A 14,411-nucleotide genomic window follows, 5' to 3' on the forward strand; every position below is an offset into this window, starting at 1 on the left:
CTTGCTGATCCCGGCTCCGCTCTCGTTCGTCCCCGGTCAGGGTTCGCTCACCCTCGACCACAGCTCCACCATCTCCGCTTCCGCCGAATTGCCCGAAGTTCTCACCTGGTTGCGGCAGGCGCTGCGGCTCCCCCTGCGGGAAACGGCGACCGGCACCATCGCGCTTGACCTCGATGATGATCTCGCCGCGGAGGAGTTCCGGTTGGACGTCACCTCGTCCGGCGTCACGATCACCGGTGGCGGCGCGGCGGGGGTGTTCTACGGCGGCCAGACTCTCCTCCAGTTGCTGCCGCCTTCGGTCTACCGGCGATCTCCGCAGGGTCAGATATGGATAATTCCGGCATGCCGGGTGCACGACAAGCCCCGTTTCGCCTGGCGAGGGGCGATGCTTGATGTCGTACGCCATTTCATGCCCAAGCACGACGTCATGCGCTTCATCGACCTGATGGCGATGCACCGGCTCAACACCCTGCACTGGCACCTCACCGACGACCAGGGCTGGCGCCTGGAGATCAAACGCTATCCCCGGCTCACCGAGGTCGGCGCGTGGCGGCGGGAAAGCCAGGTCGGCGCGGGCAAGGACGCCCCCGGCGACGGCCGTCCGCACGGCGGGTTCTACACGCAGGAGGACGTACGCGAGATCGTCGCCTACGCCGCGGAACGGTTCATCACCGTCGTCCCCGAGGTGGAGTCTCCCGGGCACGTGCAGGCCGCCCTGGCCGCGTACCCCCACTTGGGGGTCGACGGCGAGCCGCTGGAGGTCTGGACGCGCTGGGGCATCAGCGACAACATCCTCAACGCCTCGGAGTCCACCGTGGACTTCTTCCGGGGCGTGCTCGACGAGGTGCTCGAGCTGTTTCCGTCACGGTACATCGGCGTGGGCGGCGACGAATGCCCGAAGGACCAGTGGCGGGCCGACCCGCGCACCCAGCAGCGCATGGCCGAGCTGGGTGTGACCACCGAGGAGGGCTTGCAGGCCTGGTTCATCGGCCGCCTCGGCGAACACCTGAACGCGGCCGGCCGCCGCCTGTTCGGCTGGGACGAGATTCTGGAGGGCGACCTGGCGCCGGGCGCGGCCATCGCCTCCTGGCGGGGCCTGACCGGGGCACTGGCGGCGGCCCGGCGCGGGTACGACGTGGTCGCCTGCCCCGACGACATGGCCTACCTGGACTACCGCCAGTCGGAGTCGCCCGACGAGCCCATCCCGGTGTCGATCCCGCTGACCCTGCGCGACGTGTACGCCCTCGAACCGGTGCCCCCGGGCCTGACCGAGGACGAGGCGAGGCATGTTCTCGGCGGCCAGGCCAACATCTGGACGGAGCACGCGGACTCCCCCCGCACGGTCGACTACCTGGTCTTCCCCCGCCTGTGCGCGATAGCGGAGGCGCTGTGGGGCCCACCCGGCCGGGACTTCGACGACTTCGAACGCCGCCTGCGGCACCACCTGCTCCGCTTGGACGCCCTCGGCGTCGAATACCGCCGGGCCGACGGACCACTCCCCTGGCAGCGCCGCCCCGGCGTACCCGGCCGCCCCGACACCCGCGACCAGCGGGCCGCGCACATCGCCCGCCTGGTCGCCACCATCAGCGTCCCGTGAGGGGTCCCTGTGCACGCTCTGGGCACCTTCACCGCGCCCAGCCACCTCAAGCCTTCGGGCCGTGACCGTTCCCGGTAGCGGCACCGGTGGGCGCGAACAGATGGTCGGCGCGACGCTCGAGCCGCTCCCAGAGCGCCTTCGAGTACTCCGACCGGTCGAAGGGGTCGACGCCGTCAACCTTCTTGGTCATCAGGTCTTCGAGCTTGTCGGCCGCCGCCTTTCGCTCCGCAACGATCTTGCGGACCACCTCGGCGAGATCTTTCTCGGTCATCTCGGCGGCCCCGTCCGCGACCGGGCTGCCCATCAGATCGGTCAGTATGGCGGCCCATTGCCTGCTGAGTCTTTCGGCGTATTCGGCCCGGCGTGTCTGGACGTCGTGCTCGCAATCGAGCTTGATGAGCTGTTCCCAGTAGGGCTGAACAGTTTGCTTGACCCGTTCCTCCAACTCGACCCAGACGTGTGGGCGGCAAGTCAACGACACCTCGCGCCAGCTGAACCGCCAAGCCTTGTTCTCGTCGAGCACCTTCTGGAGCTCGACCTCCAACTCCCGCGCGCGGTGTGGCGCATGGTGGCGCGCGTGCTGGGCGGCCATCGCCTTGAGACGCCGAATGGCGTACGGCATGAGGCTGTCCATGGCGCTGGACAGTTCATCCTGATAGACCCCTTCGGCCGTCCAGACGAAGGTGGCGTGCACCTCGAAGGTGAAGATGTAGCCGCTGGCCGGGACCACCAGGGGTTTCGGGAGACCTCGCCGCCCGCGCACCTCGCCCGCCGGCGGTGGCGGTGGTGGCGGTGGCGGCGCCGGAGAGACTGCCGCGACCATCATCGGCTCGGGCCGGGGCGGACTGAGGAACGCGATGAATCTTCGCCAGACCCGGCCGAGCCACGCGGTGAAACGCAGCCACCGGCCAACCGATGGAGTCAACGGTCCGATATCTGTTCTCACGACACTCGTTTCCTTTCCGATGCCCACTCCGGCAGCCCGTCTCCGAACGCGGATGTCCTCTTCAGGTAGAAGTCGACACGCCGCCACTCCGGGGCGATCGACTCGAGCAGCCCGGCCATTGCTCGCCGCAGATCAGGATGAGAGTCCGCATGGCCGATCCACGATGCGAGCCTCTCCGCGGCCGGTGCGGCGGTTTCGGGCTCGACGAAGGCGACGAGCCAAAGATGACCGAGTTGATTAACGTCCACGTTCTTTTCGCCAAGACGTTGCAGAAGTTCGGGGCGCCCGTCCGACGCTGTCGCCTCGACTCTGCGGGTCAGGGCGAGCAGAGCGCGAGCGGCGTGGAGCCTCAGCGGCTTGACTCCGGCCCATAGAGCGAGTTCGTCGACGATCCATTTAGCGCGGTCAGGTCGATAGAGCTGATTGACGGCCCTGGCGACCGTGTGGAACCGCTTCTGTATCGCGTCCTCGGCAATACGGGCCAGGTCGAACATGCTCCATTCAAGGAGGTCTTGCTCCAGTCCACTGGCATACAACCGCGCGGCGGTGTCGCGCCGATAGTTGTTATTGCCGTTGCACCACTCGCTGAGTTTGCGCCGAACTTGGTGGCCCACGTCGCCCGCCATATCCACAAGCGTCATGGTCAGCGCGGCGGCCTGCCGGACAGCCGGTTTGGGCGAGGCCGCCCATTTGCCTGTCAGATCCAGATGCACGCGGGCGAAATCATGATTCAGTAACATCCCGGCTGCTTCGGCAGCTGCTTGCCGCATGACGTCGTCCCCATCCGCCACCAGGTGATCCAGCCATTTCAAAAGCGGTCTCCTGGTGCCGTCGAACTCGTGCCAGGCGACGTCGAGAATCGCCTTCGGTAGACCGCGATCACGGATCCAGGCCACTCGAGATCCGTTTCGGGCGGCGGCATCGGCGTGACGCCCGGCCCTCCAGTCCTCACCCAGGGTGTCGCCGAGCAGCGTTCCCACCGAGTCCTGCAGAGCCATACTCCCCCATTCCGGGCGAAGCGCAGCGCTGTCTATCTCGCGCAGAAGCCTTTCGGCCCCTTCGAAGACGTAGTGCAGAGACTTTCGATAGAACACCGCGTACGCCAGCCTGAAAGCGCGTTCGTGTTGCCTGGCTCGGCGGCTCCGCACCGTCGAGTCCTCACCGGCGGACAACAGGATCTCGGTGGCACGGGTTCGCCTCCCCGGCTGGGAGCGTTCGAGGAGTTCTTCCATCTTCTCGTCGTCGGCGGGCCTCTCCTGGGCGATCGCCCGCGCGATGGCGACACTCTCCCTCGGGCCGTAGACCGAGGTGAGCTCACGTCTTACCCGGCTGGTGAGGAACCTTTCCACCTCGTCGGCGCAGGACGTCCTCAATGCCGCCGCCAGATGACGGCGGAAGACCTCGATCGGATCCGGCATCCGGTGCGGCACCTCCGCGTCGGTCCGGTCCCATCGACCCAGATGACCGTCTTTGATCAGCACCAAGGTGGAGCGCCGACTGCGGAAGAGGTTCGCCAGGGTACGTATGGCATCGGCGTGCCCGTCACCCGTCAGCCGCAGAACGAAACCGCTCTCCTCCGCCAGGCACTCCGGTTTTCGGTTGAGTGCCTCGGGCCGTACATTCGCCGGCAGCGCTATCTCATAGATGTCGTCCGGCTTGTACCGACGTGCCAGCGCGGCTCTGGCGGCGCTGAACCGGCCGGATTTCCGCGGGCCCACGAGGCAGACCGTGGATCGGCTGGCGATACGTTCGTCGAGGTCGCCGTCCGAGCCGGCCGCCACGTAGATTTCCAGCAGGTCCTCGATACCGGGAAGCAGGCCGATGATCGGGTCGAGGGACCGCTCCCCGAAATAGTTGTGCTGCGTATTCGCACGTCCGAATTGGGCAGGCCCGTACGTGGTGGTGTCGTCGAAGTCGTCTCCGTACATCTCCCGGGCGGCTCGCGGATCGACGGGCTCGCTGGGTACGTCCTCGTCCCCGGTCGCCTCCGGGGCCGACGATTGATCGGCCGCCGGGCCTTCCGGCTCCCGCCCGCTCGCGGGGTCGTCCCGTGCTTCGATCTCCTTCAGTTCGCCGTCATCCATGAGTGTTCCGCATCGTGTTGTGATTGCCGAACTGAGCCGGGCCGTTGGCGGTGATTCCCGTGAAGATCTGCGCAGCGGATTCCGTCGGCCCTTGCTGTTTCGGCGGTGGCGGTGACGCCGAGGCGGCGTTCTCACCGGGTACATAGATCCACGCGGCGGCGCTGAACCCCTTGTCCGCGATCTCGGCACGAGTGTGAACGAAGTGCTCCGGTCGCAGATCACGGTAGTGCTCGATGACCTCGCGATAGAGCGAATCCGACACGACGAGCGCCACGTTGGCGCCGGGGAAGTCCCGCAGCGCCCGCTTGAGCTGCGGCGAATCCACCAGTCGGCAGACATGGACGACGGCGTCGCTCGGGAATCCGTTGGCTCCGTCCAGATGGACGAGGCCCTGATGTACGGCAAGTCGTAGCCGAACCCGCGCTTCCGGCTCCAAACCCTGGTTGTGCTCTCGCAGCAGTCGGTCGGCCACCGGAGCCAGCTTCGCCGCGACGGTGCGCTCGCTGGTTCCCGCGGGCAGGACGGCCAACTCGCCGTCGCCGCCCTGCTGGATCAGCCAATCGACGCGATCCAGGCCCACCTCGGTGGTGGCGTCGTCCATGATCCGGCGGAAGGCCACCTGGGCGCGATGCTGGAGCACGTTGTTCCGCTTGCTGTAGCTCTCCATGTCCGCGGCGACGAGGACTCGCCGGTGGGGATCCTGCATATCGGGCACCTGTGATGACCTTTCCGTGGTCGGCGGATGTGCCCTTCTTCCCTACCGGCGGATCGGCGAGACGATTACGTACATCTATGGACTGTCGGAATGTCGATCGCCGGCTCACCCCTTTGGCATAGCGAGAACCCGGATGCGAGTGTTGTAGTCAGAGCAACACTCTGTGTCATGCAGTGGAGGCGCGCTTGCCCCAGTCACCCTGGTTACCGGGCACTCTGCTCAGCCGTCTGGACGAGTCCGCACGTCAGCGGTTCCTCGAGCTCGGAGTGCCGCGAACCGCGGCCGCCTCGCAGGTGATCCTGCACGAGGGAGCACAGGAGTCGCACGTCATCCTGCTCGACGACGGCCTGACGAAGGTCACCGCCGCCATGACTGACGGCCGCCACGCCCTGCTGGATGTACGGGTGTCAGGCGACATCGTGGGTGAGATGTCAGCCTTGAACGGAACACCCCGATCGGCGACCGTGACCACCTGCCGCGTGTCCACCATTCGGATCATCCGCCGGAACGACTTTCGCGCGTTCCTTCGCGCTTACCCGGAAGCGGCCATGGAGATCGCGGGCATAGTGGCCAATCGGTTGCGGGTGGCGAACCGGCGCCGAGTGGACTTCGCGTCCTACCCGGTGAAGGTCCGCCTGTCCCGGGTTTTGTGGGAGATCGCGACGGCCTACGGCTACCGTAGCCGCGACGGCATCGTCGTGGACGTGCACCTCACCCAGTCCGAGCTGGCGACGATGTGCGGGGCGGCCGAGATCACCCTGCAGAAGGCGCTACGTGAGCTGCGCACAGTCGGCATCGTCGACACCGGCTACCGGCAGGTGATCGTCCGCGACGAGGCCGCACTCAGACTGTGCGCCGACCTCGCCTGACCCCACCGCGCGCTGTAGGAAGCGGTGGGTTGCCGTCACGTCCAGTAGAGGATGCGGGCGGCGGTCAGGCGGGCGGCGATTTCCGCGTGGAACCACGAGCGGAGCTCGGCCATCGTCTCGGGTGGGTAGACGTATTTCAGCGCGCCGAACTTGCCGTGCTTGCGGCTGCGGGACTCCTCGTCCATCTCCAGCTTCGTTCGTGGGTACCAGCTCAGCAGCACCTCTTTGCTGCCAGGGGTGAACCTGTGGGTGATGAGCTCCGCTGTCAGATCCAGGCCGGGCACGTCGCCGACGGCGGCGGCGATCCCGTCGAGCAGGTCGCCGTAGTGCGCGCGCCAGTCGGGGACGGCGATGATCGGGGCGATGGTGACTCCCACCGGATAGCCGTCCAGGGCGAGCCGGCGCAGGGCGGCCAGCCGGTCCTCCAGGCGGCTCGTCCCGCCCTCGACGCGGGTGGTGACCGGGCGGCAGTTGACGCTCAGCCGCACCCTCGTACGGCCGCGGTGGGCCAGGCCCACGAAGCCGCCGACGTCGTCGAACTTGGTGGTCCAGCGCAGCTGGACCGGCGCGTCCCAGGCCCCGAAATGCTCGACGGCGCGGCGCCAGCTGCCGGTCAGGTGTTCCAGGGCCAGCGGGTCGGTGTAGCAGGACGCCTCGAACGTGGTTCCCTCGTCGCGCCGGGCCTCGCGGCGGCTGGTGATCGTGCCCCGGCCCACGTAGTCGCCGAGGCCGGCCAGGATGTCGTCGAGGTCGGCGTAGACCCGGGTGACCGGCGGGCCGGAGAGCGAGCCGGCCAGATAGCAGTACTGGCAGTGTGCGGGGCAGCCCTCGGCCAGGTCGAACCGCCAGTCCGCGCTGGGTGCGATCGGCTGGAGTTTGCGGCGCGACGGCGGGCTCACCACGATCGCCATGGTGGCTTTGGCCCGGGCGTACGTCTCGCGGTCGCTGTCCCCGCGCAGCCCGGTCAGCCGGTTGCCGTTCAGCCGTTCGACCTCGAGACCGTGCGCCTCGACCAGCTCCATGATCCGCCGGCCGTGCGGATGGTCGTACGCGGCGGGCGTGGCCACCACTCGCTTCGGCGTCCACCGCCTCGATGGTCGCGCGGGCGGCGCGACGTCACCGAGGTCATGGGTGGCGACCGCCTCGCCGCTGGCGCTGTGCGGCGCCGCCGGCGTTTCCGGGGCCAGGGTCCGGGTCAGGTCGACCGAGTCGAAGGACACCGCCCGTACGTACCCTGGCCTGGGCCTTTGAAGCACGCGAGGCAGGTCGCCCGTCCCGTCCCGATTCCCCCGTGCGCTTGCGCGCCGTCGGGTCAGGGCGGGCGACCTGCTTCCCCCGTACTGGATCTATGGTCGTGGCTGGACCTTGTACGAAGCGTGCGAGACTTGTCGCTCACCTTGTGAATGTCTTGAATCCCCAGCGGAGGGCAGTTGACGGCGGAGTTCGGCGTGCTCGGCGTGGTGGAGGCCCGGATCACCGGGCAGCCGGTCGGGCTGGGGCACGCCCGGCAGCGCAGCGTGCTGGCCGCGCTGCTGGTCGAGGTGGGCCGCCCGGTCACGGTGGACCAGCTGATCGACCGGGTCTGGGGTGCCGAGGCGCCGCAGCGGGCCGCCGGCGCGCTCTACAGCTATCTGTCGCGGCTGCGGACGGCCCTCGCCGACGCCGGCGTCGGGATCGAGAGACGGCCGGGTGGGTACGCCCTGACGGCCGACCCGGAAGCGGTCGATCTGCACCGGTTCCGCCGGCTTGTCGCGCTGGCCCGCGGCGCCGAGTCCGACCGGTCGGCCGCCGAGCAGATCACGAAGGCGCTCGAGCTGTGGCGGGGCGAGCCGTTCGCCGGCCTCGACACGCCCTGGCTGTCGGCGACGCGGGAGCTGCTGCTCGGCGAGCGGTTCGCGGCCGAGCTCGACCACCACGACGTCCTGCTGCGGCTCGGGCGGCACGGCGAGCTGCTGCCGTCGCTGACCGCGGCCGTGGCCGAGCATCCGCTCGACGAGCGCCTGGCCGAGCAGTTCATGCTGACCCTCTACCGGTGCGGGCGGCAGGCCGACGCCGACGAGCAGTACCGCCGGATCCGCCACAGCCTGGCCGAGGAACTGGGCAGCGACCCCGGTCCGGGGCTGCGCCGGCTCCACGAGCGCATCCTCGCCGCCGATCCCACCCTCGGCGTCGCCGTCTCCCCGGTCCAGGTCTCCGCGCCCCGGTCGGTGCCCGCTCAGCTGCCGGCCGACGTGCGCGCCTTCACCGGCCGGGACAGCGAGCTCGCCGCCCTGGACCGCACGCTGGCCCAGGGTGACGAGCCGCCGCTGACCGTGGTGCTGCTGTCCGGCACGGCCGGGGTGGGCAAGTCCGCCCTGGCCGTCCGCTGGGCCCACCGGGTCCGGGAGGCGTTCGGAGACGGGCAGCTCTACGTGAACCTGCGCGGCTACGACTGCGAGCAGCCGGTCGCCGTCGGCGACGCGCTGGCCGGCTTTCTCACGGCTTTGGGGGTACGGGGTTCCGAGATCCCGCCGGGCGTCGACGAGCGGGCCGGCCGGTACCGCTCGGAGCTGACCGGCCGCCGGATGCTCGTGCTGCTCGACAACGCCTCCTCGGTCGAGCAGGTACGGCCGCTGCTGCCCGGCAGCGGGTCGTGCCTGGTGCTGGTCACCAGCCGGGACGCGCTGCCGGGGATGGTGGCGATCCACGGCGCCGAGCGGATCAACCTGGACCTGCTGCCGCTCGCCGACGCGGTCGGGTTGCTGCGCCGCCTGATCGGCGACCGGGTCGACCGCGAGGCGCCGGTCGCCGAGCGCCTGGCCGCGGCCTGCGCCCGGCTGCCGCTGGCCCTGCGGATCGCGGCCGAGCTGGCCGCCGCCCGGGCCGACGTCTCGCTGGAGGAGCTGGTCGGCGAGCTCAGCGACCACCGGATGCGGCTCGACCTGCTCGACGCGGGCGATCCCCGGGCCGAGGTCCGGGCCGTGTTCTCCTGGTCGTACCAGAACCTGCCGGCCGACGCGGCCCGGGTGTTCCGGCTGCTCGGCCTGCATCCGGGCGAGACCGCGCAGGTCGAGGCGGTGGCCGCGCTGACCGGCGCCGCGGTGGGCGAGGCCCGGCGGCTGCTCGGCGTGCTCGTCCGGGCCAGCCTGGTGCAGGCCGCCCGGGGCGGGCGGTACGGCATGCACGACCTGCTGCGGGCGTACGCGGCCGAGCTCGCCGCCGAGCACGACCCGGCGCCCGAGCGCGAGGCCGCGCTGACCCGGCTGTTCGACCACTACCTGGCCGGTTCCGTGGCGGCGATGGCCACGCTGTACCCGGCCGTTCCCGGCGCCGCCGGTGACTCCGAGGCGGCCCGGGGCTGGATCGAGGCCGAGCGGCCCAACCTGGCCGCCGTCTGCGCGTACGCGGCCGCCCACGGCCGCCATCGGCTCGCCGTCGACCTCGCGGGCACGCTGTTCCGCTACCTCGACGCGGGCGGGCCGGTCGCCGAGGCGGTCGCCGTCACCTCGTGCGCCGTGTCGGCCGCCCTGGCCCTCGGCGACCACGCCGCGCAGGCCCGGGCGCTGTCCGATCTGGGCCGGCTGCACCGGCGGCAGGGCCGCCTGACCGAGTCGGCCGGCACGTACCAGCGGGCCCTGGCCCTCTACGCCGAGTTGGACGATCCCGCAGCCGAGGCCGTGGTGCTGCGCAACCTGGGCAGCGTGCACTGGCGACGGGGCGACTACCAGCGGGCGGCCGACCACTACGAGCGGGCCTGGACGCTCTACCAGCGGCTCGGCGACGACGCCGGGCAGGCCGACGCGTCGGTCCGGCTCGGCCTGGTCGACGCCCGGCTCGGCGACGACGCCCAGGCCACCAAGCGGTTCCAGTCGGCCCTCGAGCTGGCCGCCCGCACCGGCGACCGGTTCAGCGAGGCGTACGTCCTGTCGCTGCTGGCCCGGCTCTCCGGCGACCCGGCCGAGCTGGACCGGGCCGCCGCCCAGCTCGAGCAGAGCCTGGCCGTGGCCCGGCAGAACGAGGACCGGACGGCCGAGGCGTACGTGCTGACCGACCTGGCCGCGGTGTACGCCCGCGGCGACCGGCACGCCGAGGCCGCGGCCCACCTGCGCCGGGCCCTGGTGCTGCACCGGCGGATCGGCGACCGGGCCAGCGAGGCCGAGGCGCTCAACGACCTCGGCCAGGCGCTGCGGGCCACCGGCGACATGGCCGAGGCGCGCGCCCACCACGAGCAGGCGCTGATCCTGGCCCGGGAGATCGGCGACCGGTACGAGCAGGAGCGGGCCGGCGCGGGCCTGCCCGACGGGCCCTGATCAGACCCGGACCACGCCCTCGACCCACAGCACGGTGACCGGGCGGCCCCGGGCCCGCGCGTAGGTGACGATGTCGGCGGTGCCGCCCAGCCCGCGGGCCGGTTCACCGTCCCACACGGCGAACAGGTGGTCGCAGCGGTCGACCAGGGCCTGCCCGGCGGCGAGGTACGCCTGGTCGCTGGGCTCCGGGTAGGGCAACGTGGTCACCTTCGCCGCCGCGCGGCACAGCTCCCGCAGGCGGGCCCGGCTGTCGTCGGTGATCAGGGAGGTCGCGTAGCCCTCGCACGGCAGCACCGCCTCCAGGGTGCCGCCGGCCGCCAGGACGTGGGCCGCGAACAGCTGGTCGGCCCCGTCGGCCAGGCTCGACACCCCGTACGGGAAAGAGCCTGTGGGAAGCACCCGGCGCCAATGCCGCAGCGCGCGCTCGGCGATGGCCGGAGGGAGGTGCCGATGGCCTGTCACACCGAACCGCACATGGGCCTCCGTCTCGCCCCACCGATGAACGCAGGAGAACGATACGGCCTCCCGCCTTTGCTCAGGGGTCCGGTGCCAGGCAGAATCTGTCGCCGCAGCACGTGCCGATCACCGGAGGACCCCCCATGACCTTCGATGGGTTTATCTCGTACAGCCACTCCGGTGACGGACGGCTGGCTCCGGCTGTCCAACGTGGCCTGCACCGCCTGGCCAAGCCGTGGCATCGGCGGCGCGCACTGTGGATCTTCCGCGACCAGACCGGCCTGGCGGTGACGCCGGGCCTGTGGTCCTCCATCCAGACCGCCCTCGACGGCTCCGAGCACTTCGTGCTTATGGCCTCGCCCGAGGCGGCCCGGTCGCCCTGGGTGAACAAGGAGATCGAGCACTGGATCGCCACCAAGTCGGCCGACCGGATCCTGCCCGTGGTCACCGACGGCGAGTGGGCGTGGGACGAACAGCGCGGTGACTTCACCGAGGAGTCGACGGCCGTGCCGCCGGCGCTGCGGAAGGTGTTCACCGAGGAGCCGTTCTTCCTCGACCTGCGCTGGGCGCGCGGCACCGAGCACCTGAGCCTGCGGCACTCCCGTTTCCGGGACGCGATCGCCCAGCTCGCCGCCCCGATGCACGGGATCAGCAAGGACGAGCTCGAGGGCGAGGACGTGCGGCAGCACCGCCGGGCCCGGCGGCTGCTCTCCGGGGCCGCGGTGACCCTGGTCGTGCTGGCCGTGCTGGCCTCGGTCACCGGGCTGTCGGCGGTCCGCAACGGCGAGCGGGCGCGGGCGGCGGCGGCCGAGTCGCTGCGCCAGCAGCAGCTCGCCGGCGACCAGCGCACCCTGGCCGAGCGGTCGGCGGCCGAGGCCCGGCGCCAGCAGGGCCTGGCCCAGGAGCAGCAGAGCCGGGCGGCCCGGGCCGGCGCCGCGGCCGAGGCGTCCGAGCGGATGGCCCGGGAGCAGCAGGAGCTGGCCGACGAGGCGGCCGCCCTGGCCAAGCGCCAGCGGCAACTGGCCGACCGCGCGGCCGTACGGACCGAGCAGCAGCAGCGGCTGGCGGCGCAGGCGTCCGAGCTGGCCCAGCAGCTCCAGCAGGAGGCGCTGGGACTCAAACAGGAGGCGCGGCGGCAGGCCGCGATCGCGGCCGAGCAGCAGCGGCTGGCCCGGCAGGCGGCCGGCGAGGCCAAGGCGCAGCAGGTCAAGGCCGAGCAGCAGCAGCGCATCGCGGTCAGCCGGCGGCTGATGAACCAGGCCACCACAATGATCACCGACGACCCGCGGACGGCTCTGATGCTGGGCGCGGCGGCGCAGAAGCTCAACCCGGACACGGCGACCCGCCGGCAGCTCACCGGCGTGGTCACGGCCACCAGCTGGGCGGGCGGGCTCGGCGGGGCGGTGGCCTCGGCGTACGGACCGGACGGGGTCCTGGCCTCTCTCGACGCCGACGGCCGGGTCGCGCTGTGGAAGGTGACCGATCCGCGCCGGCCGGTCAAGATCGCCAAGCTGCCGGAGACCGCGGCCGGCCGCGTCCTGGCGCTCAGCCCGGACGGGCGCACCCTGGCCGTGGTGAGCCCGGGCGGCCAGGCGGTCCTGTGGGACGTCACCAAACGGTCCGCACCGGTACGGCTGACCGCGCTGCCCACCAGCCGCACGACCACCGCGTTCGCGTTCAGCGGCGACGGGAACCGGCTGGTCACCGGGGACGACGGCGGCGGCACGGCGGTCTGGGACACCACCGACCGGGCCAAGCCCACGCTGCTGTCGGAGCCCACCAGCCGCGACACCTACCCGGTGCTGCACCTCGCCCTCAGCCCCGACGGGCGCCTCCTGATCGTCGACAAGGCGCGGTTCGTCCCCGTGTTCGACCTGAGCGAGCCGGTCGACCCGGCGTCGCTCCCCGGCTTCCTCAGCTTCGGCGCGTCACCGATGGCGTTCAGCCCGGACGGCGCCACCCTGGCCGTCGGCGGCGAGGGCGCGGTGGCCCTGTGGAACATGAAGAACCGGACCCCTCGGGTGGCCGCCCGGGCGGCGGTCACACCGGACGATCCCGCCGACGGCGGCCCGCCGCCGGGCTTCCCCGACATGCCGGACGAGGACGACGACCCGTTCGACTCCCGGACCGGCCTGAGTGGACAGGTCACCTCGCTCGCCTTCAGCGCCGACGGCAGCCTGCTGGCCGCCGGCGACGAGACCGGCACGGCGGCCCTGTGGGACCAGTCCCCCACGGGCAGCCCCGGCATCATGGCCACGGTGAAGGCGCACGGCCCGATCACGACGCTGTCGATCGCCCCGAACTCCGGCACCCTCGTCACCGCCGACGGCACCGCCACGGCGACCCTGTGGCGGGTGAGCGCGTCCGGCGCGCCGAACCGGCTGGCCACCCTGGCCGTCCCGGGCGGCAGCGCCGAGGGCACGGTCTTCGGCCCGGACGGGCGGTCGCTCGTCGCGGCCGGCTCCAACGGCACGGCGAGCACGTGGAACACGGCCAACCCGGGCCGGCCCGTGCGCGGCGCCGACCGGACCCTGCACGGCGAGGCCGTCCGGTCGGTGGCGTTCGGCCCCGACCGCCGTACGGCCGCGACGGTCACCGCGAAGAGCGGCACCCTGCGGGTGGGCGCCACCACGCTCACCACCCTGCCCGGCGAGGTGCGGGGAACGAACGCGATGGCGTTCAGCCCGGACGGGCGCACCCTGGCCGTGGTCGCCGACTCCACCACGCTGATGGTGTGGGACGTGGCCGACCGGTCCCGCCCGGTCCTGCGGGCCCGGCTCACCGGCAGCTTCGGCACGGCCGTGGCGTTCAGCCCCGACGGGCGCGCGCTGGCCACCGCGGGCGACGAGGACCCGGTCATCGCGCTGTGGAGCCTGCCCGCCCACGCGGCGCCGGCCCGGGTGGGCACGCTGACCGGGCACAGCGACGTCGTCGAGTCGATCGCCTTCAGCCCCGACGGGCGCACCCTGGCCAGCGGCGGCTTCGACCGCACCACGCTGCTGTGGGACGTCGCCGACCGGTCCCGCCCGCAGCGGCTGGCCAGCCTGCCCAGCCAGGGCCGGTGGGTACGGTCGGTGGCCTTCAGCCCCGACGGGCGCACCCTGGCCACCGGCGACGCGGGATATACGGCGACGCTGTGGGACACCGCCGTCCCGGCCGCGCCGATCCGGCTCGCCACGGTCCGCACCAGCAAGGGCGCCGAGGTGCGCGAGGTGACCTTCGGCGGTGACGGCCGCACGCTGGCGGTCACCAGCCAGTCGGTCCGCGAGCCGGCGACCGTGACGCTGTGGGGCTACGCCAAGCTCAACGGGCTGCGCGCCGACCCGGCCGAGTACGCGTGCGCGATCACCGGCCGGGGCCTGAACGCGTCCGAGTGGGGCCGTTTCGTGCCGGAGCTGAAATACCGGCGCACCTGCGAGTGACGGGGCGAACACGCCGCATCTGCGCACTGGAGT

The 14,411-nt window shown here is 71.6% G+C and carries 9 protein-coding genes; 4 read left to right on the forward strand and 5 right to left on the reverse strand.

Going from position 1 to position 14,411, the window contains the following annotated elements:
• Position 1 precedes the first annotated feature (1 nt).
• Positions 2-1,597 (forward strand): beta-N-acetylhexosaminidase, encoded by a 1,596-nt coding sequence (locus tag AB0C26_RS31440; RefSeq protein ID WP_360254866.1) that lies wholly within the window; start codon positions 2-4, stop codon positions 1,595-1,597.
• 46 nt (positions 1,598-1,643) lie between these two features.
• On the opposite strand, the gene AB0C26_RS31445 is transcribed toward AB0C26_RS31440, so the two are convergent.
• The 3 genes from AB0C26_RS31445 to AB0C26_RS31455 all read right to left on the reverse strand — a co-directional run bounded on the left by AB0C26_RS31445 (position 1,644) and on the right by AB0C26_RS31455 (position 5,333).
• Positions 1,644-2,360 carry a hypothetical protein gene (locus tag AB0C26_RS31445; protein ID WP_360255491.1) on the reverse strand — a complete coding sequence of 239 codons (717 nt, stop codon included), beginning with the start codon at positions 2,358-2,360 and terminating at the stop codon, positions 1,644-1,646.
• A 179-nt stretch (positions 2,361-2,539) separates the two neighbouring features.
• The gene (locus tag AB0C26_RS31450; RefSeq protein WP_360254868.1) at positions 2,540-4,627 is read right to left on the reverse strand and encodes a hypothetical protein; all 2,088 of its coding nucleotides are present in this window, start codon (positions 4,625-4,627) and stop codon (positions 2,540-2,542) included.
• Positions 4,620-5,333 carry a hypothetical protein gene (locus AB0C26_RS31455; RefSeq protein WP_360255493.1) on the reverse strand — a complete coding sequence of 238 codons (714 nt, stop codon included), beginning with the start codon at positions 5,331-5,333 and terminating at the stop codon, positions 4,620-4,622. Before AB0C26_RS31455 ends, AB0C26_RS31450 begins: the two co-directional genes overlap by 8 nt.
• Before the next feature lie 194 nt (positions 5,334-5,527).
• On the opposite strand from AB0C26_RS31455, the gene AB0C26_RS31460 reads away from it, so the two are divergent.
• Positions 5,528-6,211, forward strand: a complete 684-nt coding sequence (locus AB0C26_RS31460) for a Crp/Fnr family transcriptional regulator (protein WP_360254870.1) — start codon at positions 5,528-5,530, stop codon at positions 6,209-6,211.
• 35 nt (positions 6,212-6,246) lie between these two features.
• On the opposite strand, the gene AB0C26_RS31465 is transcribed toward AB0C26_RS31460, so the two are convergent.
• A complete protein-coding gene (locus tag AB0C26_RS31465; RefSeq protein ID WP_360254872.1) occupies positions 6,247-7,431 on the reverse strand; it encodes a spore photoproduct lyase family protein in 1,185 nt (394 codons plus the stop codon).
• A gap of 210 nt (positions 7,432-7,641) precedes the next feature.
• On the opposite strand from AB0C26_RS31465, the gene AB0C26_RS31470 reads away from it, so the two are divergent.
• The gene (locus AB0C26_RS31470; RefSeq protein ID WP_360254875.1) at positions 7,642-10,500 is read left to right on the forward strand and encodes a BTAD domain-containing putative transcriptional regulator; all 2,859 of its coding nucleotides are present in this window, start codon (positions 7,642-7,644) and stop codon (positions 10,498-10,500) included.
• Here the strand turns inward: AB0C26_RS31470 and AB0C26_RS31475 are convergent, their stop codons facing one another.
• Positions 10,501-10,974: a hypothetical protein gene (locus AB0C26_RS31475; RefSeq protein ID WP_360254877.1), complete on the reverse strand. Its 474-nt coding sequence runs from the start codon at positions 10,972-10,974 to the stop codon at positions 10,501-10,503.
• A gap of 125 nt (positions 10,975-11,099) precedes the next feature.
• Here AB0C26_RS31475 and AB0C26_RS31480 point away from each other — a divergent pair, with 125 nt between their 5' ends.
• Complete coding sequence (locus tag AB0C26_RS31480; protein WP_360254879.1) at positions 11,100-14,378, forward strand: TIR domain-containing protein; 3,279 nt, start codon at positions 11,100-11,102, stop codon at positions 14,376-14,378.
• The last annotated feature ends 33 nt before the right edge of the window (positions 14,379-14,411 follow it).

The sequence above is a fragment of the Actinoplanes sp. NPDC048796 genome, assembly GCF_040650035.1.
Lineage (GTDB): Bacteria > Actinomycetota > Actinomycetes > Mycobacteriales > Micromonosporaceae > Actinoplanes.

Excerpts from the sequence above, each read along its gene's own strand:
- AB0C26_RS31450 (WP_360254868.1), bottom strand. The coding sequence starts at position 4,627 with ATGGATGACGGCGAACTGAAGGAGATCGAAGCACGGGACGACCCCGCG.
- AB0C26_RS31455 (WP_360255493.1), bottom strand. The coding sequence starts at position 5,333 with ATGCAGGATCCCCACCGGCGAGTCCTCGTCGCCGCGGACATGGAGAGC.
- AB0C26_RS31480 (WP_360254879.1), top strand. The coding sequence starts at position 11,100 with ATGACCTTCGATGGGTTTATCTCGTACAGCCACTCCGGTGACGGACGG.